The following is a 23,335-nucleotide window of genomic DNA, read 5'->3' as shown; positions in this document are numbered from 1 at the left end:
AGGCCCTTGACAACAACATAGTATCCCATCAGCAAAATCTCTGGCTAGCATTTCTTTAAAAAAACAAAATCGGCTGTCAAAAAATTATTCAACAACCGATTTCAATTCTATTTACTGAATATCCCTTTTTATAGGAAACCGGCCGTAGTATCATGAATATACGGCTTGCACGGTGTATTCTTCGGGCTCACAAAAACCGGTTACAAACTCCCCGTTAACGCGCGTCCAGGCATGGCCTTCAATTTGCCCGGTATCTTTATTCTTTTTGAACCCCACAAAAACCTGGCAGGGAATTTTATAATAGCGGCAGAGGCACATGGCCTGGTAGGCCTGATGCCGGCATACGTTTTCCCAGGGGATATACCGGCCCGCTGTAAAGATTGCCCAGCGAATATCGCTTATCAGCTCAGCATCTGCCTCCCTGACCGGTTGTGTTTTCCTTCCGTCAAAACGGGCCTTTTCCCTGAAGTACCGCATTAAAACCCAGGCATAAAACGACAGGGCTGCCGAGGCAAAAAACAGCAGCTTTCTCCTGGCACTTAAATGCATGAACCGGCGTATCTTCTTCACTTCTTCAAACCGCTATAGTATTCCCAGATCATCCCGGCACACTCCTGCGCATCGTTCACCGAAGTGTCGATACGGAGTTCGGGAGCGTCAGGAGCTTCGTACGGCGCCGATATCCCGGTAAATTCCGAAATTTCGTTACTGAGGGCCTTCCGGTACAGCCCTTTGGGATCACGCCGGATGCATACCTCCAACGGGGTATCCGTGAACACTTCCACGTAGCAGCGGCACATTTCCCTGACGGCCTGCCGGGTACCCGCATAGGGAGCTATCATAGATACAATCACCAGGTGTCCCTGCTGCTCGAACAGGGCCGCCAGCTGCCCTACCCGCAAATTATGAGCCTTGCGTGACTCTTCGTCAAAACCACCCTGGCCGGTTACCTTTCGTATCTCGTCGCCGTCCAGGAGTACAGGACAAATCCCCTTCTCCCGGCACAATTCTGCGAGCTTACGGGCCACCGTAGTCTTCCCCGCACCGCTCAGGCCGGTCAGCCAGATCACGGCGGGCTTACGCATGAAACAGGATAAATTTCCGCTCCACCAGCTTCTCAACCGCTTCTTCCACCTCTTTCCGGCATTCTTCCTCATCTACCTCATATTCTTCGCACAGGCGGCTGATAACCGCCTGGATTTCCAGGCCTTCTTCCAGGTATTTCAGGATACTGAAAAACGTCTCGTTCAACGAAACGTATTCGTTTTTCTCCATATCATAAATCACTCCCTCCTCGCCCAGCCGGGTAAAGAGTATCTTTTCTTCATTCAGTGTATAGGCCATATAGTATCATTTGTTTATTTTACCAGTATCCGAACCTGCGCATCATCGGCTCGTTGATTTTTCGTATTTTTTCAATCTGTTCCCCGGTCAGCTCTTCCTTCCACCTGCCGCTTTGCCCTTTAAAGAAAAAACGGGACGAGGGGATCTGCTTTTCGCGGAAGCCGGCCTCTTCTTCCTTTTTCTGAAGCTTTTCAAACCGGGTGTTTTCAATGGCACACCTGATCTGCTCCGGGCCTGCTTCCAGTCCAAGGGCCTCTACCGCCTTACTAAAGGTTTCAAAGGGCCTCTCTTTCATGTCTTCGTACCGCATAATATGTACCGGGAAAGAGGGGTACTTCAGCCAGCTCTCCACATGCATTGACCAGGTGCCTAACGGTTGATGAAACTGGCTGTTCGGCGTAATTTTTTGGGGGAGAAAAGTGGCCTCCTTATTGGTGATCAGCTTTTCAATTACCCGGTCTACCGGTTTCCCCAGGTGGTTAACCAGTGACAGGGTCACATCCAGGGGGTTTCTTACAAAATAAATACCCTGCCGGCTGCAGTTTTCCGGGATCAGCGGCTGGCCGTCGGTCTCCGAAAAGGTAAAGGCGTCATGAATCTTGATAAAGAGTGGCCGCTTACTGGTTTCTGCCAGGTGCGTAAAAGCGATCCGCTGAAAACGCTCGATCTGTCTGAAGTCCAGGTAGTCGGCATTCATATCCAGCACTGCTTCCAAGTGGTTTTTCCCCGAAAAAATACCATCGGTATCCATGCTGTTGATATCCGGCTCTCCCCCGCTGGTCAACGCCGTTAAAAAGGCCCGAAACCAGGTATTTCCTGATTTGGGATAAGACGCCAGCCATACTATCCCGTTCCGGTCTTCTTTATTCATACGCATTTCCGGAGAATTCAGAATGAAGCATCCCGGTGATTATCCCGCTTTCTATGGCATCGGCAAAGGGCCTGAAAGTCGCCACTCCCTTAGGCCGCGAGGCTTTCCAGGCCGGAAGGGTATTGACGATACCGCTCAGTGTTTTGAATTGCAGCACCTGCTTTTTCATGCCCAAAAGCCATTGGGGCCGGTAGATATTGTTTCCGAAGAGCTGCATAAAAAGGGTGGGCCTGATCCGGTCAATCACTACTTCAGTACCCTGCTCTTCCAAGAATACGACCCCGGCTACCTCCACCCGTTCAACAGTAAAACGGTTATGAAAATGAAACCCGTATTTATTCAGCTCAATATCGCTCCGCAGCCGGCGTTTCTCCTGCTCATTCCAAACCGTTTGCTGCTCAATGGTGCTCTCCCATAAGCGCATCATAGGATACGACGCACAGGCATAGCACTTCCCGTTTTCCAGGGTCAAAACGGCGGTATCGTCTGTAAAAACCGGGTAACCCTTCTGTTCCAGCATTACGGCTGTGGTAGATTTCCCGGTGCGTGAAGGGGCTGCAAACAGCAATACCCTGCCCGGCTCAATAAATACCCCTGAAACATGAAAAGGAATGATATCCCGCTGGAACAAGACGGCGGCCATGGCATTGGAGTAGAAAAACAGCAGGACGGTATTCCAGTCCCGGCTAACCGGCTGAATGATAACGGTTTCGCCGTCACGTACATAGTAACGGCCCACTTCAGGTACGGAATAGAGGAATTCACGCTCATTAAATACCGTAAACGGCTTTACTTCCAAAGGCGGATTTTCAAGCTCCCCGGGAACTTCACCTACATGAACCCTTACAGGCCGCAGGGTTTCATCCCAGTGCGTAACAGGCATTAATGCAACCAGTTCCAGGTCAGAGAGCACCGGCAATCCGAATGCCATATACGAGTAGTTCATAGGTTTTCAGGCTTGAGATCCGGAGTGGGTTTTATCTGCCGGATTTCTGCAAAAATAGTTTCCTGCACGAAATAATCCAAACAAAAAAGGGAGCAACCTGTGCTCCCTTTTCTTATTGTTCGTTACTTCTTATTTCAGAATAAATTCGGTTCTTGAACCTGACTTGATACCTGCCGCGTTTACGTAGGCATTGTTAGGATCTTCATCGGCGGCTCCTTCGTAAGAAAGTCTTGACTTGTCAATACATTTTTTGCTCAGGAAGTAGTTGTATACCGCTGCTGATCTTGAAGTAGCCAGCTTCAGGTTTTTAGCATCTGCAGGACCGTCGTTGTAAGTACGGATGGTCAGCTTCGCATCTTTACATCTTTTGATCACGTCACAGATTTTCTGAAGCTGCGCGTTGGAAGCGGCTTTGATCCGGCTGGTTCCGGGATGGAACTCGATGCTTTGTGCAGCATAGCTGAGGATATCCAGCTCATCTTTGGTAATTGAGCAACCGCTGGCTGATTTAAATCCTTTAAGCAGAGGCACACCGTCTCTGTAATCTTCAGGACATCCGCCGTTTGATGCCAGACCTGCCAGGTTAGGACATTTGTCTGCTACATCAGGCACTCCGTCACCGTCTGCGTCAGGGCAACCCGCTGCTGCTGCAGAACCTACTTTGTTCAGGCAGTTATCAGCATTGTCAGCCACACCGTCACCATCAGCATCAGGACAACCGTTCAGTTCGGCTGTTCCGGCAGAGTAAGGACAGGCATCGTCTTTATCGGCAATACCGTCACCGTCAGAGTCAGGACAACCGTTGGCTGTTCCGGCCTGATCAGGACATGCATCATCTTTATCGGCTACACCGTCACCGTCTCTGTCGGCACATCCCTGCAAAGAAGCCAGACCGGCCACATCAGGGCAAAGGTCATCTTTGTCAGCAATACCGTCACCGTCAGAGTCCGGACATCCCTGAAGACCGTGTGAACCGGCTACATCAGGACAAAGGTCAAATTTGTCTATAATACCGTCGCCGTCTCTGTCAGGACATCCCTGGAACTTGGGAAGGCCGATCTCATCGGGACACATATCGCATTTATCTACTACACCGTCACCGTCGCTGTCTTTATCTCCGAACCGGTAAGATGCCAGCACGTTACCCAGGAAATAACCGTCTTTACGGTCCGGGTTAGCAGCCAACGAAAGGCCGTCAAGATAATCGGAAGTAGAGAACCGGTAACCGGCTTCCAGTCCCAGGGTCCAGCGGTTAGACATATTGTATTTTACACCCACACCCACCGGGAAAACCACGCCCAGGCGATTCCCGAATTTATCCATGTGCTCGCGGTCCTGTGCCAGCAGGGAAGCATTTACAGGGAAAGCGGCGCCCCCTTCCTGTGTGATGGTGGGGTTTGAATAAGTTACACCCACTCCGGCAAACAGGTACGGTGACAGGCCGTTTTTAAGGAATCCGTCACAGGTAAACCGCCGCTCTCTGAAAGGATAATATTCTCCTAACAAGGCTGCCTCTACAAAAGGGGATGATTTGAAACGTAATCTTCTGTAATCCCATTGGTCGATCGGGCTGTCTAAATCTCTACCCGCTAAACGGCCAACCAAGATCTGAGGTCTCAAAGAAAAGAAGTCATTCAGGTGTCTTCTGACAAATACTCCTCCCATGAAACTGTTTTGCGAAGCGTATGGCCTGCTGCAGTGCATATCACCGAAGTACTGGTTGATGCCTGCTGTAAGACCAATTTCCCAGGGATATGGCTTACATACCTGACAAGAGTCCTGTGCATTTACGGCGAATGTACCGAAAGCAAAGAAAGCTAGAATTAAAACTCTTAACTTGTTCATTTTGTTAGTAAGTGATATAAATATTGTGAATTAAAATTAATTTAAAATATCGACTTTTCTGCTTTATCCTCTCCTAAGCTCTGCACAAAAGTAGAACAAAAATAGTTTTTATTAAAATTATTTACGCAATTATTGTTCAAATTTATATTTTATTATTTCGCTAAATCGAGTAAAAAGGCATATTCCAGCGCTGTTATTTTCAAAGCGGCAAACCTTCCCGAGGCTCCGCCATGGCCCGAGGTCATGTCGGTATGAAGCAGCAAAAGATGATCATCTTTCTTCAGCTCCCGCAGCCTGGCCACCCATTTGGCCGGCTCCCAATATTGCACCTGGCTGTCGTGCAGACCGGTGGTCACCAGGGTATTCGGGTAGGCTTTGGCCTCCACGTTATCGTAGGGAGAATACGACAGCATGTATTCATAAGACGCCCGGTCTTTCGGGTTGCCCCACTCTTCAAACTCTCCGGTGGTCAGCGGGATAGACTCGTCCAGCATGGTGGTAACCACATCTACAAACGGTACAGCCGCTACCACACCCCGGTACAGCTCGGGTGAATCGTTCATGATTGCCCCCATCAGCAGCCCGCCGGCACTTCCGCCCATTGCAAAAAGCTTGTCTTTTGCTGCATATTGTAATGCTATAAGGGCTTTAGAACAGTCAATAAAGTCATTAAAGGTATTCTTTTTCCGGAACATCCGGCCCTCTTCGTACCAGTATCTTCCCATTTCCAGTCCGCCGCGGATATGCGCAATAGCGTACACAAAACCGCGGTCCAGCAGGCTTAAGCGCCCCGAACTGAAGGCCGCATCCATGGTAGCTCCGTACGATCCGTAGGCGTATTGCAGCAGGGGGGCCGTTCCGTTAAGCGGGGTATCTTTGCGGTACACCAGCGAAACAGGTATACGGGCGCCGTCACGGGCGGTAACAAACAGCCGCTCTGACCGGTAGTTGCTTTTGTCAAAATCGCCCAGCACCTCCTGTTCTTTGAGCAGGATTTTTTCGCGGGTCTGCATATTGTAATCAAAAACAGACCGCGGAGTGGTCAGCGAGGTATACCCGAAACGAAGCAGGTGAGTATCAAACTCAGGGTTTACACTGATAAAAGCCGTATAGGCCGCTTCACCGAAATCCAGGTAATGCTCATCGCCCGTTTCCTGGTGGATGATGCGGAGATGAATCAGGCCTTCTTTCCGTTCCTGTACCACCAGGAAATCTTTAAAGATCTCCAGCCCTTCCAGGAAGACCTCCTCCCGGTGCGGTATAACTACTTTCCATTGGGAAGGGTCATGCGCATCTTCTTCCCTGACTTCCATCAGCTGGAAGTTTTCGGCGCCATCGCGATTGGTACGGATGTAAAAGCGGTCTTCGTAATGCTCTATTGCATATTCATGCCGGTCTCCTCTTTTCAGAAAAGTAACGGGCCGGGCCCGGTTATCGGCGGCATCGATCAGCTGAAATTCACTGGCCACCCCGATGTGCTCAGAGGCTATGGCAACGTATTTCTTCGACTTCATCCGGAAAATGCCCATATAATACTGGTTATCGGTCTCTTCATAGACCAATTCATCTTCCGTGGCAGCCGTACCCAGGCTATGCCGGTATACCTTATTGCCCAGCAGGGTCTGCTGATCACGCAAAACGTAGTAAAACGTGCGGTTATCCGCTGCCCAGGCGTAATTTCCGCCTTCTGTATGCCGGATCTCCTCTCCCAGGATCTCCCCGGTGACCAGGTCTTTGACCCGGAGCGTATAATTTCGCCGGCCTACGGTATCTGTAGCAAAGATCAGCAGCTGGTCGTTATCAGACACCTCCAGTCCGCCTACATGAAAATAATCGGAACCCACGGCCATTTCGTTGCCGTCCAGCAGAATTTCTTCCGTTTCGCTTCCTGTTTTTTTCCGGCAATACACCGGGTATTCTCCGCCGGTAATGAACCGGGTATAGTACAGGTAATTTCCTTCTTTATAAGGAACCGACTCGTCATCTTCCCTGATCCGGCCTTTCATTTCCGAGAATAGCTCCTCGCGCAGGCCTTTTAAGGGAGCCATGACCTTTTCGAGATATGCATTTTCAGCGTTCAGGTAATCGATCACCTCGGGGTTGTCGCGGTCTTTCAGCCAGTAATATTTATCGGTACGGGTATGGCCGTGTGTAGTGATCTCGTGTGGTCGCTGCGCAGCCTTCGGGGCCTGCAGCCCTTTGCCTGAAATGATTTCCGCCATATAGGTTTGTTTAGTTTTTCCGCCAAAGAAATACTTGTACAAAAAACAAAATTCTTATCTTTAGGCACAATTTTTATACAAAGATACAAATTCTAAACCATCGGTATAACATGAAGTTTCCTGTTATCATTCTACTGGCTGCGATCTGCGCATTTACTGTAAAAAATGACGACCTCCGTCTTGTCTTCGAACGTATCAACAGCGATGTTATGCAAAACGGACGCGCCTATGCGTCGCTCGGGGAGGCCACAGAAAGCATCGGGCACCGCCTGACGGGCAGCCCCGGCGGTAAAAAAGCCGAAGAATATGCGCTGAACCTGCTTAAAAGCTACGGTTATACCGATGCCCGCTTCCAGGAGTTTAACGTAGAGGCTTGGGCAAGAGATACCGTGAGCCTCTCCCTGGTACCCGAAAACAGCGACAATTTCGTGGACTATGAGGTTGTGGCGCTGGCCCATTCACCCGTTTCATCGCATATTACCGCTAAGATAGTAGATGTGGGTGACGGGCTGGAAAGCGACTTTGAAGCTGTGAAAGCCGAGGTGAAAGACAAAATAGCCCTTTTCAATATTAATATCCAGGACGAAAAAAACAAGGGGAAAAAGAATCTCCACCGTTCTGAAAAAACAGCGCTTGCCATTCGTTACGGTGCCAAAGGCGTGATCATTGCCAATGCCGTACAGGGCGGTGTTTTACTGACCGGTACCGCCTCTGTTACCGGCGAGCTGATCCCGATCCCTGCCGTTTGCGTATCCGTAGAATCGGGTAAAAGCATGCGCAAATGGATAAAAGACGAGAAAAACATCCTGGCTGTTATTGATATGATGAACTTCAGCCGGCCTATCCGGGCCCGTAACGTGATCGCTTCATTGCCCGGTACTTCCAAAAAATACAGGAATGAAAAAATAATCATCGGCGGGCACCTCGATTCGTGGGACCTGGCTACCGGTGCTATGGATAACGGAGTGGGTTCTTTTTCTATTATGGATATTGCCCGGGTGTTCAAAAGCCTGGATCTGAAAACCAAGCGCCCCATAGAATTTGTCCTTTTTATGGGTGAGGAACAGGGGCTCCTGGGTTCAAAATACATGGTGAAAGAGCTGGAGAGAACCAAAGAGATCCAGAAAGTAGGGCTGATGATGAACCTCGATATGGTGAATAACGTAAGAGGCTTCAGTGCCGGGGGAAATGACCTTCTTAAAAAGCGTATGGAGGAGATCGGGCGGATTATTCAACAGGTAGACAGCAGCTATGCCAATGCAGTCAGCAACGGTGCCGGCCTGCACAGCGACCACCAGCCGTTTATGCTGAACGGTGTTCCTATCTGCTCACCGTCGGGCTCCTTCCCGGTGAAAGCCTACGGCTGCTACCATGCCAACTGCGACCGCTTTGACCTTATCGACAAAGACCAGATCAATAACAACGTGCGTTTTACCGCTATGATGCTGTACGCGCTGGCCAACGGCGATGACCTCCCTGCGAAAAGACGTAACAGCACGGAGACGCGTGATTTCCTGATCAAACATAACCTGAAAAACGAGCTCATTATCGGTAAAGAATGGAAATGGGAGCAATAGTCTTCTGAAAGGGCATCCCTGCGGGGCAATTGATGAAGAGGCTATCCAAAAGTACCCCTGCAGAGAAGGGGCAGATGAATATGGATGGACTTGAAGCTGCTTAAAAAGTAAGCAAAATGCGAAGCGTTGGAACGGAAGATCATACGGTACAGGTGACCGGAGGCGGCTTCCGGAAACGATGCAGCAATTTGTATACTTTTTAAGCAGCTTTTTTTAATTTATGATCCCAACTCTTTTATCCGGAATGTAGACCGGTAATCAAAGCTTTACATAATTTGTCAACATTTTTTTATGATTAAAATCATAACTTATTTATTTTAAATAAAGTAAAAAAATATTTTGACAACTTTTTGAATCTCTATGCTCTTCCTATCGTTATATTTCTGTAACTTCACAAACCTTAAATCACTTACCAATGGATACACCGATACAGGAAACGTATACACAGAAATATACTTCCGAAGAGGCATTTGCTGAAGCATTGAGCTACTTTAAAGGAGATGACCTGGCTGCACGCGTCTGGCTGACCAAGTATGCGCTCAAAGACTCGGAAGGCAATATCTATGAGAAATCTCCGGCCGACATGCACCACCGGATCGCCGGTGAAATAGCCCGGATAGAGGCCCGCTACCCCAACCCGATGCCCTACGAGGAAATATACGACCTGATCAAAGATTTCCGGTACATCATTCCCCAGGGCAGCCCCATGACCGGTATCGGTAATCCCTTCCAGATCGCCTCGCTTTCCAATTGTTTTGTGATTGGAAACGACGGTGACGGCGGTGATTCGTATGGCGGTATCATGAAGATAGACCAGGAGCAGGTACAGCTCATGAAAAGGCGCGGTGGCGTGGGGCACGATCTCTCGCATATCCGGCCGAAGGGCTCCCCGGTAAAAAATTCGGCACTGACCTCTACAGGACTCGTTCCTTTTATGGAACGGTACTCCAATTCTACCCGCGAGGTGGCCCAGGACGGTCGCCGCGGAGCGCTTATGCTATCGGTTTCGATCAACCACCCCGACGCGGAAGATTTTATAGACGCCAAGCTGGAAGCCGGGAAAATCACCGGTGCCAATGTTTCGGTACGTATCGACGACGAGTTTATGCGTGCCGTTAAAAATAACGGCAGGTATATCCAGAAATATCCTACATTCAGTGCCAAACCCCTCAGCTGGAAAGAAATTGAGGCCGGCAGGCTCTGGCGAAAAATTATTCATAACGCCTGGAAATCGGCCGAGCCCGGCATTCTTTTCTGGGATACCATCATCCGGGAATCGCTGCCCGACTGCTATGCCGACTCGGGGTACAGAACGGTTTCTACCAATCCGTGCGGGGAAATCCCCCTGTGCCCTTACGACTCCTGCCGTTTGCTGGCCATCAACCTCTACGCTTACGTAACCGCCCCGTTCACCCCTGAGGCCCGGTTCGATTTCGACCTGTTTAAAAAGCACGTGAACGCGGCCCAACGGATGATGGACGATATCATTGACCTGGAGCTGGAGAAGATTGATGCTATCCTCGACAAAATAGACCAGGATCCGGAAGACAAGGAAATCAAAAGAATAGAAAAAAACCTGTGGCTGAAAATCCGCGACAAAGCCCGGGAGGGCAGAAGAACCGGGGTAGGCATCACCGCTGAAGGCGACATGCTGGCTGCTCTGGGCATCCGCTACGGAAGTGAAGAAGGTATCGCGTTTTCTGTCCGGGTGCAGCAGACGCTGGCGCTTTCGGCCTACCGGGCATCTGTGGAAATGGCTAAAGAACGGGGGGCTTTCCTGATCTTTCGTGCAGACAAAGAAAAGAACAACCCCTTCCTGCTGCGGATAAAAGAGGCTGACCCTGCCCTGTACAATGACCTGCAGGAGTATGGCCGCCGAAATATCGCCCTACTGACCATTGCCCCCACCGGCAGTACGTCAATCATGACCCAGACCACCTCAGGCATTGAGCCGGTCTTTATGCCGGTATACAAAAGACGGAGGAAAGTAAACCCCAACGATAAGAATGTGCGGGTAGATTTTGTAGATGAAGTGGGCGACTCCTGGGAAGAATACGTGGTGTTCCATCATAAGTTCAAAACCTGGATGGAGGTAAACGGCATAGATACTGCAAAAAACTTTTCTGACCGGGAGATCAACGAGCTGATTGAGCAGTCGCCGTACTATAAGGCCACTTCTAACGATGTGGACTGGGTAAACAAGGTAAAAATGCAGGGACAGATCCAGAAATGGGTGGATCACTCTATCTCGGTGACCATTAACATTCCCAATGAAGCCAGCGAAGACCTGGTCAATGAACTGTACGTTACGGCCTGGGAGGCCGGCTGCAAAGGGGTTACGGTGTACCGCGACGGCTCCCGTTCGGGTGTGCTGGTCAGTGCTACTGAAACCAAAAAAGAAGGCAATATGCCCTTCCCTCTCAAGCGCCCGCAGGTGCTGGAGGCCGATGTGGTACGGTTCCAGAACAAAAAAGAAAAGTGGATCGCCTTTATTGGTAAGATCGACGACCGGCCCTATGAAATTTTCACCGGGCTCGCCGATGACGAAGACGGTATCCTGCTTCCCCGCTGGGTCAATGAGGGCTCGATCATTAAGAATCGCGACGAAGAGGGAAATTCCCGTTACGACTTCCGGTTCACCAATCAACGGGGGTACAAAACCACCATTGAGGGGTTATCCCATAAATTTGACCCGGTATTCTGGAATTACGCCAAGCTGATCTCGGGAGTTCTGCGCCACGGAATGCCTACTGAAAAGGTAGTAGAGCTGATCAACTCCCTCCAGCTGGACAGCGAGTCGATCAACACCTGGAAAAACGGGGTGGTACGGGCCCTTAAGAAGTTTATTCCCGACGAGACAGAGGTGAAAGGACAGAAATGCCTGAACTGCAACTCGACCAACCTGATGTACCAGGAAGGCTGCCTGACCTGCAAGGACTGCGGCAGCTCAAAATGCGGGTGAGATCAGCTATTGAACATGAAGAAAAACCCCATGCTTACCTGAACTTTGCAGAGCTTGTTTTTGTTTTATTGTAACACTACAATACCTATAAAATTATGTTATCCACAACTAACGGGGCCGCTGTGTACGGCGTCAGCGCCACACTCATAACGGTTGAAATCAGTGTACTGAAAGGCGGATTCGGGCTGAGCGTAGTAGGCCTGCCTGACAATGCCGTACGTGAAAGCCTTCAGCGTATAGATGCCGCCCTTAAAAACGGCGGTTATGATCAGTCGAGGTACAAAACCATCATCAACCTCGCCCCTGCCGATATCCGTAAAGAAGGCTCTGCTTATGATCTTCCTATTGCCATCTGCCTCCTGTCTTCAGGGGGAAACATGGTTTATGAAAAAGACCTGAAAGAGTATATTATCCTGGGGGAGCTTTCGCTCGACGGAAAACTCCGGCCTATCCGGGGCGTTTTGCCTATAGCTATAGAAGCACGGGCCAAAAAGCTGAAAGGTTTTATCCTACCCAAAGAAAACGCCCTGGAGGCCTCTATTGTTAACAACCTGGACGTTATCGGCGTGGAAACCCTTAGAGAAGCGGTAGAATTTCTTACTGGCGAAAAAGATATTCCTCCAACCGTCACCGATACCCGCGACCTCTTCTTTCATACGGTAAACGACTACGAAGCAGATTTCTCGCATGTACAGGGGCAGGAAAATATCAAACGCGCACTGGAGATAGCGGCCGCCGGAGGGCACAATGCCATCATGATCGGTCCGCCGGGGGCAGGAAAAACCATGCTTGCCAAACGTTTGCCGGGCATTTTACCCCCGCTTACCCTCACCGAAGCTCTCGAGACCACTAAAATTCACTCGGTAGCCGGTAAGCTCGACAAAGTTTCTTCTTTAATTTCAAGGCGCCCTTTCCGGAACCCCCACCATACCATTTCAGATGCAGCGCTGGTAGGCGGCGGGAGCTTCCCCCAGCCCGGAGAAATCTCACTGGCCCATAACGGGGTATTGTTTCTGGATGAGCTGCCGGAATTTAAACGGACCGTTCTGGAGGTCATGCGCCAACCGCTGGAAGAAAGAAAAGTGGTTATTTCGCGAACCCGCCTGGCGGTAGAATACCCGGCCAGCTTCATGTTGATCGCCAGCATGAATCCCTGAGGTTGTGTTGACTATTTTGTGTATTTGAAGAAGGAGGGAGATATGCCAGTGATATTGTAATATCCTCTTTGCCTATCGTAATGAATTCGGTGATTGTCTCAACGATTCCTCTCTTTTGGTCAAAACTCATAATCTCCCACTGATTAAACAGAGTCTTTGCTTCACTTAAAACCGCATCAGATATAGTCAGTTGAATACGCCAATAATCAACTTCAGCTTCAAGCTCTGGAATAGATACATCTAGTTGGTGTACCTGTTCTTCTAAGGGTTTATACAACTCTGCAAAGTGCTCTTTATCTAATTCCCCTTCTAACCGAAGCGGAATCAATGCGTCCATTTGCTTACGAAGTTTTTTACGTTTCTCTTGGGTAGTCTCCAAAAGCTGCTCTTTTTCTTGTAACAACGCCATTCCTTCATTAAGATAGGTCACTGGTTCTACATCATGTAGATAACCTCTGAGATACTCTTGATAGATTTCATCTAAGTCATCTACTGATATGCGATTCTTGCACTTCGTACAGGTATAGTTCCGAGCGCTGCTAATAACATACATTGTTTTGCCACATGAACATTTGACTAATCCAGCAAGCAGGTATCGCGTTTTTTTGCCCGAACGCCTATTTCTCGCGGCTTGCTCATCCAAAATCTGATTGCATTTATCCCATGTTTCGGCATCAATAATTGCCGGACATGATACTGTTATCCAATCCTCTTTTGGCTTTAAAATCCACTGCTTATTATCCCCCAAACTCTTTGTATAGTTCGCCCGTCGCTCTCCTTTGGCTGTTGGGTCTCGAAGCAGTCTATCTACAGTGGTATCAGAGAATTGAGAGCCATTACGGGTACGATGACCCAGGTCATTTAGGATTGTTGAAACTCTTTTCTTTCGTTGATGCTGTATGAATAATTCATACACTAGCTTTCTGATAGGTGCCTCTGTGGGGTCAATTTCCAATCTCCACTTATTCCATTTATAGCCAAAGCTCGCCTGTCCTCCTAACGGTTTACCCGCCTCAGCTCTACCTGGTACTGAATCGGCTACACGACCTGAGATTTCTTCTCTCTCCCATTCTGCCATAGCAGACATGAGGACAAAGAACATTCTTCCCACCGCAGAACTCGTATCAATGCTCTCTGACAAAGAAATTAAATCTGCACCTTCTTCTCTAAAAATTTCGGAAAACTGAAGTAACTCCTTAACATTTCTTGCAAGACGTGCCAGTTTAGAAAAGACTAATCCCGTGATTTTTCCACTACGAATATCTTTTATCATACGCTGGGCCTCCGGGTGTGGCATTACCTCTTTGCCACTTACGGCATCAAGACGGTAAACCGTTACGACCTCCCACCCCCGTGACTGTATATAGAACCGTGCCCTCTGTTCATGGTGTTCTGGGCTTTCACCTTGTACTTGCATATCTGTAGAGACACGTATCCATATCCCTACTTGTTTAACTGTTTCCATACGTAGTATTTAGTTTTGTATTAAAGAATATTTCTATTCTTATCGTACAAAGTATGTGGGGGTGTCCGATAGAGACAAGAAGACAAAGTTTGCTTTACATTCTTATCCCTAAGACAAAAATACATAACTTTATGGTACTCAAACCTATACCCCTTATAGCCATGAAAACTTTTTTACGATACGGAGAATATGCCGTTTTTTATTTTGTTGCCGGAGTACTGCTTTGGGTACCGTATCGATTAGTAACCTGGGGCTTTCTGGAATACGTCAGTGGTATCATCCAATCAGGCACAATTCGTCTTATACTCCTAGCTTTAGTATGCAGTATTATTGTATCTACCATTCTTTGTTTCCTAGCGTTGATAATTAGTACGCTTAATCAATTTCATTCTAAAGGACGTACGTATCTTATCCCGCTTATACTTCTAATCGTTACAATATATGGATATAAGCTGTCGGAGTTTTTTATGGCTTTAAAAGGCAATATTACACCTTCAAAGCTATATACCATTTTTTGTTTAATTATCTGTTCACTCCTCTTTGTTACTCTACGAACATATCGGTTCTTGGACTTTCATGACAACTACATTGATACAAGACTGTGGAGAACACAAAAACGCAGTGATTGAGCTAGCTTCCAACTAAGTTAGTTATCAACAATATAGTTGACAAAGGAGATAAGGTTGTATACACTCATATATGTAAACAAATCCTTATAGGTACTTCGGTGCTTATAAGTAACAAGCCCCCATTTGGGGGTTTTGTTTTTTATGATACAATACCCGACATGACAAATCGTGTCGCTATATTTATAGACAATAGCAATGTTTTGCAATCCATAAAAAAATTGCAAAAGACGGGTCAATACTGGTGGAATTCTTTGTACAGCCCAGAGCACCTTGCGAAAAAACTGGCTGGAAATAGAAACATTGTCTACATTGGATTCTATTGTGCTCCACCACCAGCATATCTTATGACCGGAGATGAAGCAGACAAAAACAGGTACAAATTCGCAATGAAGTACTACAGTTTAATTGAAAAAACTCAGGGGGTTACTGTTCACTATGCAACCGTAAATGGAACAAAAGGAAACCTACAAGAGAAAAATCTTGATACAAAACTAACTGCTGACCTAGTTGGTATGGCTGCGTTAAATAAGTTTGATACGGCAATTTTAGTGTCTAATGATGCTGATTTTGTGAGTGGCATGAAAGTAGTACAAGAACTTAATAAGAAAGTTGAAATTGTCTATTTTAAAGATATGGGTTCTATGGACCTTCGTAAGAATGCTGATGTACCACGAAAAGCAAAGCCGAGTTTCTTTAAAAAAATTGATGGTTTTGACGATTTAGATACGTATATATCCAGAGATTAACTTATACCATTGCACAAAAAGTGTCATCTTTTGCAAGATATAGTTGCAATACAAAACGCAGCGACTAAGCTGCGTTTTTTGTTACTCACTATTAAATTGTAATTGCAGAGAGAAAATATATGCACTCATCACAGCTTCATATATTTTCCGATAGTATTTATGATTGTTATGCTCCCCTTTGCGAAACGTCTGTTGCAGTACCGGAAATTTCTTCACAGTACACTCAATCAACTCATCAGTATTGCGAATTAAGAACTTATTTTTTATTTCAACCTGTGTGATAAGGTCATACTTTGTGATACCATACTTTCGGACAATCTCCTCTAATTTCTGTAAAATCAGAGTGATTTCCTCATTATGATACCTAAGTGGCGGTACCTTAACCATGACGGCATTTATGCGGTTGTTCTTGAAATACTCTCTATACTGGTTAACGATAGCTTGCAATTTTTCATCAGACCATTTGGTCTGATATTTATGAGCTTGCCAATCTATCAGTTTCCCCCGTTGCATAATGCAAACCCCCGTGAGCGTTGTCCCTACACTAATCCCAAGTATAGTCATTTGTGTTATAAATTGATTTAGTGATAATGCTCGTGAAGAGCCTTGCTCTGGTCGTTTTGATGGAATGGCTCGGCAAGGAAGAAACGTGAGCTAATGTCACCAGTAAGTATTCGTGAGGGTATTTTTTCGCACAATGTAAATAGAAATTGAGTGATTTTTCATCATCGAGTGCTTGTGCTAATTCGTGTGCAAGTTGTATTTCGTTTGGTGTGAACAGATAGCTTTTAATTGCTTTCATATCACGTAATTGGTTAACTGATAAATAAAAAATAAACGTTCGTTAGACGTTTATTTTTTTATAGATTTACGAACGAACGTTCCGGAATTTCAAAAAAAGCAAGTACGGTTAAAAAGCATACCCCTTTAAATGAGTATTGAAGCAAACCGTATTAAATCAGTTCACAAAACACTGGATTCCGGATTATAGTGTTTTAGGTACAATTGTCTGTTTTATTTTTTCATACAAGTCTGGATAGAGTTCTGAAGGAGTGGTATTGTACAGAATACAGAGTTTAATCAAGTGCATACCATTTGGCATTTGTTTTCCATGCTCCCACGCTGAGAGCGACGGGTGATTATTGAGACCTAATAGTTTTGCTACGTACTGTTGTTGAAATCCCGCTGTTTTACGGAATGTTCGTAACCTATTTGGAAACGGTCGACTCCCATGTTCCATGTGTATAGGATAGCAACTATAGAAATGAGAAAAAAGAGACAAGATTGTAAAGGAAACTTTATGTTATGGCTACTGTTTCGGAGCCCACTTCTACGTACTAAATAAAAAAGTACCCTAAAGGTACTTTAGTGAAAAATATACATCATAGCCTTTGCAATTAGCCCTGAACAAATAAAAATCACAGCCGCTGTTACAAAATAAAACAAAATCAGTTGAACAATTTGTTTTATATAATAACAGCTACGATACTTACTTTTTATTATTATTTTCATCATGATAAAGATTTACCACAATTTCTTCATGTAAATCTAAGAACCTGTAGTAAACCTTTATCTAGTACATTGTACCCTCATAATATATTGTTGTCAAGAATTTGGCTTAAAACGTATTACTCCACCAGCCCTCACTTTTGTCAAAAAAGCCATTGTGATTATAGATTGCGTACCAGGAGGCACTTCTTTGAAGTTGAATTTTATACTTGTAATAGTTACATCTTCATCATTAATTAATTGAGGAATACCTCCGACAAATTGATGAATTTGAGCAGAATTTTTAATATAACTAAGTTCCAGAGCTCTTATTACATCAATGTCCTCATCAAGCACCTTATACACAATTCTATCTGATGCTCTAATATAACCACCTATTAACAACTTAGATTCTATTTCGCCCCCCTGACCTCTGTAACTACTCATATTTGTATGTATAGCTACGTTCTTAAAGGTAAAATCGTTCATATTTTCTAATAGTACGTGTAGCCATAAAGTATCTCCTTGCCATACTGTTACGGCTTTCTGCTCACAGTCAAATATATAGCAAGGGTGCTTACTGCTAGAAACTGTAACGAATGGCAGTGTTGTGCCGATTTTTAATGATGGTAATTTATATGAAGTTGCTGCAAGCCTCCTAATCAAACTATCCTCATCTTCAATAATTTTAGCATCAATTAAAAATTCTATTCTCTTTTTGATGTGTAATGAATCTCTATTATTCCATATATCTACCAAAAGCTGGCCTTTTAATCTATTTTTCTCTAATTCCAAAGTCGCTTCATGTTGTTTATCTATTTGAAACATAGTAAACAAAAATGCTATGGTTGCACCTACTGCAGAAAGAATTAGAGTGCTATTTTTATTAAGCCATTTTAGAACATGCTTGTAATTAGGCTTTATATCTCCCTTAAAAACTTTCATGATATGGTTCATTTTTCCGAAAGATATATTATTTCACGCTAATTCGTTAAGAATCAGACGTTTTTATAATTTTGACTTACAACAAAACTAAATTATACTGCCATATAAAAATATAATATGGCAAAATGGATACGGAAAGCGCAGGAGTGTGAAGGTACATACCTGTTTAAGGGCAAAATGCTTGTTAGTCGAGAAGTACATGAAACTATTCCTCTGGAAGAAATCTTACAAATATTCTCTGACACTCGAAAAGCCGTTACAGAATTAGGAGGACTTGATTATTTACAAGTTTTTGAAAATGAGAACGGTACCAAATTGTACTTTATTGATTCAGTAAATAAAGAAACGCTTGAATCCGGAGAGTTTGACCCTGATGACTTCAACTATAACAATTGTGTCTTGTGCTATCCGCACGAACGGTAATGTTAGAACTGGCTTAATGCCAGTTTTTATTTTTTACAATTTCCCGCAGACAAATTTCACGAAAAAAAAGAATATAATTTACTCAATATAAGCCACTTGACTTTTTGGCACATCGTGATACAACATAAGCAGATTAATGTTCAATCAAAAATCAATAACGATGAAAAAAATACTGCTTATTATTCTGTCCTTTTCTGTATTTCAGTCGCTTGGGCAATCTGCTGCTGCCAATTTGCAAAGGTACTGCTATGTAGAACACTTAGAGGATGGTACTGGCTCATCTGCCTCATACATTGTAAAACACTCTAAGGGAATTAGAGTAGACCAGTTTGCATCTTATACTTTTCAAAATGATGACTATTCATACCACAAAAAGTATATCCCTTCTTTATATGCAGAGGGAGGACACTTCCCCTTGGAGAATATGGCAAACAATCTCTGGTCACTTATTTCAAGACAGTTGAATGGAGAAGCCGGTGCCTTGCCCGTTAGTCCAAAACTTCAGATGACTGATAGTTTTGGTAACCTCCAGGCGGTGGTAAGTCCGGTAAGTATCTTTCCTACGTATGATGAATACGGAAATAAAAGTTTGATTATGGCTTATTTCGACTTCCGCAAACAAAAGTGGTTTATCTCAAATACTCCCATACAATGGGTATACGAACTCGGAATGATGTATAAGCACACCAAAGTTTTCAGCCGGAGAGCGTAAGTTCTTGCCCCTTAACAATTTAGTTAAGGGGCTTTTTATAGTCGTATGTTAACATTCGTATCCTCACAGGTCTTTATTCTAAACTGACCGCCTATGCTATAGGGGATTGCATTTCTATTATAGTTAGCCGCGTACTCATAAATGTCAGACTTCAAATTATACAATTCTTTAGATTCTCCCGGAGCCAATGACAAATGTTTCTCTGGACGAATATAGCCGGGTAATCCCACCCAGTCGCTTGGCACATATGCAGAAACAACAACAACTGCCATTCTCATGTTAGTTTTATTATGAATCTTTGCATTACCTGTTCTAGCCTCCGCGCAATCATATTCATCGGTACGAGTATATTCCTTGATAGGAGAATCATTAAAAGGTTGTATTACACTACCTCCTATTCCACCTTCTACCTCTCTAAGAGGGCTAATGGCTGACGCAGCTACAAAACCTCTTACCTCTTTGCCATCTTTAGTATGCTTAACTATATGCCACTGTTCACCTTTCTCGAGCATAACAACCATTCCTCCCTTTTCTACATTAGAAACAACTGAGGCATTCGAAGCAGGATAGGACCTGACACCAATATATCTGTGAGCGAAATATACATCCGAAGGGATATCTATAGATTCCCCTGTTTCTAAACTGATGATTTTGCCATTTTTTATCTCCAGTTCAGCAAGCGAAACATTACTTTGTACTTCATACAATACAGGTCTCTTGCCTGGCACTTGACGGATAGACAGTTGTCCAAGCATCATATTTAATGCTTCTGGGTCTGTAACTACTATTTCTTGACCGCTTGCATCTAAAGCCATAGCTGTCAATCCTCCTACTAAAATATTACTACTTGTACCCCTTGCTGCAGCCCCTCTGGCTATACGAGCAGTACTAGAAATAAAAGACCTTGCCGTAGTTTGCACTACTACTCTACCTACTGATACGCGAAGCAGCCCTGCTACGCAGCTACTCAATAAAATGCTAACTGATAAAAACAGGCAATACCTAAAAAGAGTATTCAATTTAATCATAATGGTAAAAATTAAGGTCAATAGTTACGTTTAATCAAATGATACTGTGAATCTTAATCTAAAGTTAGAAATTTTCTTTAGTCAATGCAAAAGTAATTTGATTACACATCATCTTGGATGAGTAAAAAAGCTTTAAACAGCGTAGAACAATTAGCTTTTTTCTTCTTTTACACAAAAAAGCTTTATCACTTCATTAAATGAATCTTGCAACTCTGTTGGTAAAACATCTTTCCACTGATAGAGAAAATGTTCCAATGTGGTTTCATCAGAAACGGTAACCTGATTCAAATACTGCACCGCAGTCCAAAGACTTGTTTGATTGATGAACAAAGGAAAAAGGTGAGCTGCAACTATTACGTTCTTATGCCGTAAGTACCTGCTTTTAGAGAGTTCTGGAAGGTTATCACCTATCCACTTACTAAAGGGCTTCTGAGAGTCAAATTCTTGCAATGGGAATGTGTTATCAGCATACTCCTTTAGAGATTGAGCAAACTCTTGTGTTTCATCATTCGGAGGGAATATTTGCCATCCTATATTCATTTCATGAATGACAAACCATGATGCCAGCTCACAGAGACATTCTTCTACCCATGCAAATGGATGCTGTTTGTTATAACTGTCTGAATCTATTATTAAGTGACATAACTGGTGTGCTAGTTCATAAACATACAGGCTCCAATTCCTATCTTTTGCAGTTAGGTATATGAATGCAAATGCTTTTGTATTGAATATGTCCGGGAAGTCTGTAGGAGGTGTTTTTGAAAAAGAGCTTGTAATATGGACTTGCTTACTTGGTATTTTGGCTCTGTCTAAATGAACATAGAATTCTGAGAGGATACCGTCCAAAATTGCAACAATATCCGAAGCACCTGCACTTCCCCACAAATTAGATTGAACTTTGAAATTACTGTGAGATTGCACAGTTTGCATAAAATACTAATTCTTTAGCGTTAAGTAGTGAAATAAAATCCGTAGGCTACTCGTCAATAACCTCTTCTGTATCCAAATAGGCATTTGCTGCCGCAGATAATTTTTCCTCTGCTTTTTCTATTACAGGTATCGCCTCTTCAATAATCTTATTTGTAAACGTTTTCTGAGAAAAGTCTCTTTCTGAAATGCCTTTCTTTAAATTCTCTAAAAACAGCAACTCTTCAACTAAACCGGTTATATCACTTGATTTCAAATACCTATCTGAAACAAATGCTTTGAGTTCTTTAGCCTCTTTAGGGGTTAGGCTCAACATTTTAGACTTTACCTTTTCCGTTTCCAGAAGTTGTAACTCTGCACGACTTGGGGTATCTATTATACGGTCTATAGATAACTCATCTACGAAAGACAAAAAATCACTATCAAATAACTGTTTGAATTCACTCACTCTTTCTTTCTCTTTTTCTAAATCTATTGCACGCAATTTTTCATTTATATATTCAATAACAGGTTTATGTTCAGCTCTATCAAAACTACCTAATACTGTATTTATGTGATATTTATTATAATTAGAAAACTTTATTCTTTCAAAGAAGATATCTAACCCCTTTTTTGCACGTGTAACTATATCAACATCATTAACTCCAATAATATCCTTAAAAATAGTAAAATACAGTGTAGCGTTTAGGTATGATGGAATATCTTCTAAAACCCCTTCTTCATAATATTTTAGTAATTCATTAAGATTTGTCTTTAATTCAGTATCGCCAAACTCCCATATATCCCTCATCAATGAAGAAAGAATTTCATGCGCTGGATTTATCTGACCCTCAGAAATTTTAAAACTCTCCTCTAAGTTCTTATTAAAGACTTCTTTGTTAATTGTCTTTCCAGCAGTAATTAAAGAGTATAATTCATCATAATATATATATTGCTCAGAAAATCTCTTGTAATACTTATCTCTAAAACCATTAGAAAATGTCATATCAACTTCTTCATGAGCATTTTCCGAAATATCTTTTATCTCTGTAGCTATCCCCTGACTGAAATCAAAGTCTATAACCTCTGAAGTGGGAGTATCCAACCCCTGCTTATCTTCATAAGAAATATTCTTAGGTTTTCTAAACTCTATGGAAATAGATAAAATAAAAATCCAAATATTCTTTAGCTGTTTTCCTTGTAATTCTGTAACTTCTCCACCAGTGATAAGTATTTCAAAAACTATCCTAAAATGGTCAAGTGCAAATTTTAGTGTTCTAATATTTGATAAACTTTCTTTTAAGTCTTTACCTGTCTTTTTGCCGGGATGATTATTAACTGTAAGCGTTTCTAGTAAAAAAATCTTATTTTTATCCAAATAGCGGCTAAAGTCATTTTGGGGATATTCTTTTATTATTTCGTTGAGGATTTCACTAAGGTCTGGTGAAAAATGGATAGTTCGCTCAATAGTTTTTTCTTTGTACTCTATTGCTATCCCTATTTTAGTTTCATTAGTCACTACTAGCACCTTACACCCCTTATTCTCAACTAAGTCATTTATTAACCCCAAAAAATCATCTGGTTTAATCTTCTCACTCATTCTCTCAAAATCATCGAAGCATATAAGCAACTTATTAGAAGGCAAAAATCTAAATAAATTTTCTTCCGCTCCTGCAATCAATTTATTTATATCAACATATTTCTTAAAAAGAGGAATAGCTTCAGCAATGTTTTTACCCACCTTAACCCACGAGGCTGTATTAAATTTCACATTCCCTCCTATTGTATTTGCATACTCAAAGAACACTTTTCGTGCGATACCACTCTTATCTGTTTCCCCATATAAAGAAACCATAATAGGCAGAAAATCAGTTTTACTTTTAATTAAGGGAAACACATATTTTTTCAAATGGTATGTCTTACCACTTCCCCAATTACCGGTAACTAACAGAGCTCCGGATGTTCTCATATTGAGATAATTTATAACTGGCTCTTCTATAGGGCTTTTGATTTTAGTCGAATCTTCTGTTACACTCATATCTTGTCTTGTTTAGGCTGAAAAATCTCAT

Annotated in this window: 20 protein-coding genes and 1 pseudogene; 6 read left to right on the top strand and 15 right to left on the bottom strand. The window is 43.7% G+C overall.

The window, feature by feature from the left end:
* Positions 1-150 precede the first annotated feature (150 nt).
* From AB2U10_RS11405 to AB2U10_RS11375, 7 genes are all read right to left on the bottom strand, one after another.
* The gene (locus AB2U10_RS11405) at positions 151-570 is read right to left on the bottom strand and encodes a lasso peptide biosynthesis B2 protein (protein ID WP_367914577.1); all 420 of its coding nucleotides are present in this window, start codon (positions 568-570) and stop codon (positions 151-153) included.
* Complete coding sequence (gene cysC, locus AB2U10_RS11400) at positions 567-1,085, bottom strand: adenylyl-sulfate kinase (protein WP_367914578.1); 519 nt, start codon at positions 1,083-1,085, stop codon at positions 567-569. Before cysC ends, AB2U10_RS11405 begins: the two co-directional genes overlap by 4 nt.
* A complete protein-coding gene (locus tag AB2U10_RS11395; RefSeq protein WP_367914579.1) occupies positions 1,078-1,344 on the bottom strand; it encodes a PqqD family peptide modification chaperone in 267 nt (88 codons plus the stop codon). The genes cysC and AB2U10_RS11395 overlap by 8 nt, the downstream gene beginning before the upstream one ends.
* 19 nt (positions 1,345-1,363) lie before the next feature.
* Positions 1,364-2,215 (bottom strand): sulfotransferase domain-containing protein, encoded by an 852-nt coding sequence (locus tag AB2U10_RS11390; protein WP_367914580.1) that lies wholly within the window; start codon positions 2,213-2,215, stop codon positions 1,364-1,366.
* Complete coding sequence (locus tag AB2U10_RS11385) at positions 2,208-3,161, bottom strand: hypothetical protein (RefSeq protein ID WP_367914581.1); 954 nt, start codon at positions 3,159-3,161, stop codon at positions 2,208-2,210. Before AB2U10_RS11385 ends, AB2U10_RS11390 begins: the two co-directional genes overlap by 8 nt.
* Before the next feature lie 129 nt (positions 3,162-3,290).
* The gene (locus AB2U10_RS11380) at positions 3,291-5,006 is read right to left on the bottom strand and encodes a DUF6089 family protein (protein WP_367914582.1); all 1,716 of its coding nucleotides are present in this window, start codon (positions 5,004-5,006) and stop codon (positions 3,291-3,293) included.
* A gap of 152 nt (positions 5,007-5,158) precedes the next feature.
* Positions 5,159-7,228: a S9 family peptidase gene (locus AB2U10_RS11375; protein WP_367914583.1), complete on the bottom strand. Its 2,070-nt coding sequence runs from the start codon at positions 7,226-7,228 to the stop codon at positions 5,159-5,161.
* A gap of 110 nt (positions 7,229-7,338) precedes the next feature.
* Here AB2U10_RS11375 and AB2U10_RS11370 point away from each other — a divergent pair, with 110 nt between their 5' ends.
* The 3 genes and pseudogenes from AB2U10_RS11370 to AB2U10_RS11360 form a co-directional block, all read left to right on the top strand.
* Positions 7,339-8,805, top strand: coding sequence for a M28 family peptidase (locus AB2U10_RS11370; protein ID WP_367914584.1), 1,467 nt, complete (start codon positions 7,339-7,341; stop codon positions 8,803-8,805).
* Positions 8,806-9,220: 415 nt separating this feature from the next.
* Entirely contained in the window at positions 9,221-11,767 is a 2,547-nt protein-coding gene (locus tag AB2U10_RS11365) for an adenosylcobalamin-dependent ribonucleoside-diphosphate reductase (RefSeq protein ID WP_367914585.1), read from the top strand.
* Between the two features lie 95 nt (positions 11,768-11,862).
* Positions 11,863-12,921, top strand: a pseudogene (locus AB2U10_RS11360) (YifB family Mg chelatase-like AAA ATPase); the annotation flags it as partial.
* On the opposite strand, the gene AB2U10_RS11355 reads toward AB2U10_RS11360, so the two are convergent.
* Complete coding sequence (locus tag AB2U10_RS11355) at positions 12,896-14,389, bottom strand: recombinase family protein (protein WP_367914586.1); 1,494 nt, start codon at positions 14,387-14,389, stop codon at positions 12,896-12,898. The pseudogene AB2U10_RS11360 and the gene AB2U10_RS11355 sit on opposite strands and share 26 nt — an antisense overlap.
* Before the next feature lie 787 nt (positions 14,390-15,176).
* Between AB2U10_RS11355 and AB2U10_RS11350 the strand changes: the two genes are divergently transcribed.
* A complete protein-coding gene (locus AB2U10_RS11350) occupies positions 15,177-15,764 on the top strand; it encodes an NYN domain-containing protein (RefSeq protein WP_367914587.1) in 588 nt (195 codons plus the stop codon).
* Between the two features lie 81 nt (positions 15,765-15,845).
* On the opposite strand, the gene AB2U10_RS11345 is transcribed toward AB2U10_RS11350, so the two are convergent.
* From AB2U10_RS11345 to AB2U10_RS11330, 4 genes are all read right to left on the bottom strand, one after another.
* Positions 15,846-16,328 carry a hypothetical protein gene (locus AB2U10_RS11345; RefSeq protein WP_367914588.1) on the bottom strand — a complete coding sequence of 161 codons (483 nt, stop codon included), beginning with the start codon at positions 16,326-16,328 and terminating at the stop codon, positions 15,846-15,848.
* Positions 16,309-16,566 carry a hypothetical protein gene (locus AB2U10_RS11340; RefSeq protein ID WP_367914589.1) on the bottom strand — a complete coding sequence of 86 codons (258 nt, stop codon included), beginning with the start codon at positions 16,564-16,566 and terminating at the stop codon, positions 16,309-16,311. Before AB2U10_RS11340 ends, AB2U10_RS11345 begins: the two co-directional genes overlap by 20 nt.
* A 183-nt stretch (positions 16,567-16,749) precedes the next feature.
* Positions 16,750-17,004, bottom strand: a complete 255-nt coding sequence (locus tag AB2U10_RS11335) for a helix-turn-helix domain-containing protein (RefSeq protein ID WP_367914590.1) — start codon at positions 17,002-17,004, stop codon at positions 16,750-16,752.
* A gap of 365 nt (positions 17,005-17,369) precedes the next feature.
* A complete protein-coding gene (locus tag AB2U10_RS11330) occupies positions 17,370-18,197 on the bottom strand; it encodes a hypothetical protein (RefSeq protein WP_367914591.1) in 828 nt (275 codons plus the stop codon).
* 117 nt (positions 18,198-18,314) lie between these two features.
* Between AB2U10_RS11330 and AB2U10_RS11325 the strand changes: the two genes are divergently transcribed.
* Both AB2U10_RS11325 and AB2U10_RS11320 read left to right on the top strand, forming a co-directional pair.
* Positions 18,315-18,620: a hypothetical protein gene (locus AB2U10_RS11325; protein WP_367914592.1), complete on the top strand. Its 306-nt coding sequence runs from the start codon at positions 18,315-18,317 to the stop codon at positions 18,618-18,620.
* Between the two features lie 160 nt (positions 18,621-18,780).
* Positions 18,781-19,332 carry a hypothetical protein gene (locus AB2U10_RS11320; RefSeq protein ID WP_367914593.1) on the top strand — a complete coding sequence of 184 codons (552 nt, stop codon included), beginning with the start codon at positions 18,781-18,783 and terminating at the stop codon, positions 19,330-19,332.
* Positions 19,333-19,367: 35 nt separating this feature from the next.
* On the opposite strand, the gene AB2U10_RS11315 is transcribed toward AB2U10_RS11320, so the two are convergent.
* The 3 genes from AB2U10_RS11315 to AB2U10_RS11305 form a co-directional block, all read right to left on the bottom strand.
* Positions 19,368-20,360: a hypothetical protein gene (locus AB2U10_RS11315; RefSeq protein WP_367914594.1), complete on the bottom strand. Its 993-nt coding sequence runs from the start codon at positions 20,358-20,360 to the stop codon at positions 19,368-19,370.
* 150 nt (positions 20,361-20,510) lie between these two features.
* Positions 20,511-21,290, bottom strand: a complete 780-nt coding sequence (locus tag AB2U10_RS11310) for a hypothetical protein (RefSeq protein ID WP_367914595.1) — start codon at positions 21,288-21,290, stop codon at positions 20,511-20,513.
* Positions 21,291-21,336: 46 nt separating this feature from the next.
* Positions 21,337-23,304: a P-loop NTPase fold protein gene (locus AB2U10_RS11305; RefSeq protein WP_367914596.1), complete on the bottom strand. Its 1,968-nt coding sequence runs from the start codon at positions 23,302-23,304 to the stop codon at positions 21,337-21,339.
* Between the last annotated feature and the right edge of the window lie 31 nt (positions 23,305-23,335).

Source organism: Leadbetterella sp. DM7, from assembly GCF_040829825.2.
In the GTDB taxonomy this organism is placed as follows: Bacteria; Bacteroidota; Bacteroidia; order Cytophagales; family Spirosomataceae; genus Leadbetterella.
The sequence above is the reverse complement of the archived record's forward strand: the minus strand, read 5'-3'. Positions and strand labels throughout refer to the sequence as shown.

Coding starts and splice junctions, on each gene's coding strand:
- AB2U10_RS11390 (WP_367914580.1), bottom strand. CDS start 2,215: ATGAATAAAGAAGACCGGAACGGGATAGTATGGCTGGCGTCTTATCCC.
- AB2U10_RS11380 (WP_367914582.1), bottom strand. CDS start 5,006: ATGAACAAGTTAAGAGTTTTAATTCTAGCTTTCTTTGCTTTCGGTACA.
- AB2U10_RS11325 (WP_367914592.1), top strand. CDS start 18,315: ATGGCAAAATGGATACGGAAAGCGCAGGAGTGTGAAGGTACATACCTG.
- AB2U10_RS11315 (WP_367914594.1), bottom strand. CDS start 20,360: ATGATTAAATTGAATACTCTTTTTAGGTATTGCCTGTTTTTATCAGTT.
- AB2U10_RS11340 (WP_367914589.1), bottom strand. CDS start 16,566: ATGAAAGCAATTAAAAGCTATCTGTTCACACCAAACGAAATACAACTT.
- AB2U10_RS11345 (WP_367914588.1), bottom strand. CDS start 16,328: ATGACTATACTTGGGATTAGTGTAGGGACAACGCTCACGGGGGTTTGC.
- AB2U10_RS11375 (WP_367914583.1), bottom strand. CDS start 7,228: ATGGCGGAAATCATTTCAGGCAAAGGGCTGCAGGCCCCGAAGGCTGCG.
- cysC (WP_367914578.1), bottom strand. CDS start 1,085: ATGCGTAAGCCCGCCGTGATCTGGCTGACCGGCCTGAGCGGTGCGGGG.
- AB2U10_RS11305 (WP_367914596.1), bottom strand. CDS start 23,304: ATGAGTGTAACAGAAGATTCGACTAAAATCAAAAGCCCTATAGAAGAG.
- AB2U10_RS11365 (WP_367914585.1), top strand. CDS start 9,221: ATGGATACACCGATACAGGAAACGTATACACAGAAATATACTTCCGAA.
- AB2U10_RS11335 (WP_367914590.1), bottom strand. CDS start 17,004: ATGGAACATGGGAGTCGACCGTTTCCAAATAGGTTACGAACATTCCGT.
- AB2U10_RS11370 (WP_367914584.1), top strand. CDS start 7,339: ATGAAGTTTCCTGTTATCATTCTACTGGCTGCGATCTGCGCATTTACT.
- AB2U10_RS11350 (WP_367914587.1), top strand. CDS start 15,177: ATGACAAATCGTGTCGCTATATTTATAGACAATAGCAATGTTTTGCAA.
- AB2U10_RS11385 (WP_367914581.1), bottom strand. CDS start 3,161: ATGAACTACTCGTATATGGCATTCGGATTGCCGGTGCTCTCTGACCTG.
- AB2U10_RS11320 (WP_367914593.1), top strand. CDS start 18,781: ATGAAAAAAATACTGCTTATTATTCTGTCCTTTTCTGTATTTCAGTCG.
- AB2U10_RS11330 (WP_367914591.1), bottom strand. CDS start 18,197: ATGAAAGTTTTTAAGGGAGATATAAAGCCTAATTACAAGCATGTTCTA.
- AB2U10_RS11355 (WP_367914586.1), bottom strand. CDS start 14,389: ATGGAAACAGTTAAACAAGTAGGGATATGGATACGTGTCTCTACAGAT.
- AB2U10_RS11395 (WP_367914579.1), bottom strand. CDS start 1,344: ATGGCCTATACACTGAATGAAGAAAAGATACTCTTTACCCGGCTGGGC.
- AB2U10_RS11310 (WP_367914595.1), bottom strand. CDS start 21,290: ATGCAAACTGTGCAATCTCACAGTAATTTCAAAGTTCAATCTAATTTG.